Genomic DNA, 844 nt, shown 5'->3' on the forward strand with positions numbered 1-844 from the left:
GCCCGTCGCCCGCCGGGCCGGGGGCCTCGCCGAAGCCGGCCGCCGCCCCGGTGCGCTCCTGGAGGGCCTTCATGAGCCGGTCGCGTTCGGCCTCCTCGACCTCCAGGGGCTCGATCTCCTCGACCCCGGTCAGGCGGCGGAATCCGCCCCGGCTCTCCAGCCGGCCGCGGACCCGGACGGGCAGTCCGGCGAGGTGGGCCTGCCCGGCGGTGCGGTAGTCCGCCTCGCCGAGAGAGAGCCGTACGGAGCCGAGTTCCGCGCCGGCGAGGACGCGCAGGCGCACGGTGCCGCCGCCGCGCGGTCCGGGCCGGTGCATGCGGACCACGGCTCCGGTGATGCGTACCGGTACGGAGGGTTCGGCGTGCCGGTAGCGGGCCCCGGCCTCACGCAGCGCGGGCAGGTCCCCGGGGGAGAACTCGACGGGCTCCGCGCCGGCCGCGCAGCCGTCGGGCGGTCCGGCCGCGGGGGCCCAGGCGACGGCGATCCGGGCGCCCTCGGTGCCCTGGACGAGGGTGATGAGCGCCTCGGTGAGGTCGTGGCTCACGCCGGCGGCGACGGCGGTGTCGAAGGCGTCGGGAGAGCCGGTGGCCCTGCGGTAGTCGATGGCCTCGCGGGCCGCGTACAGGGCGTGGTGGAGGCGCACGGCGAGGGTGCGGCCGGTGCTGACGGGGACGAAGGCGGTGAGGCGGCGGCCGCCGGGCGCGGGGGCGACGAGGACGTCGTCGAGGGCTGCGGTGGCCGGGCGGCGGTGGCGGGCGCCGTGGTAGCCGGTCCGGGCGCGGGTGGCGAGGGCGGCGGCGAGGAGGGTGCGGCGGGCGGCGGCGCGCAGGTCTTCCTCGGTGGT

General features: G+C 79.4%; 1 pseudogene. It reads right to left on the reverse strand.

What is annotated here, in order from left to right:
* Positions 1 to 844 (reverse strand): annotated as a pseudogene (locus G3I53_RS11195) (hypothetical protein); the annotation flags it as partial.

Origin of the sequence: Streptomyces sp. SID14436, from assembly GCF_010548465.1 — a bacterium.
Lineage (GTDB): Bacteria > Actinomycetota > Actinomycetes > Streptomycetales > Streptomycetaceae > Streptomyces.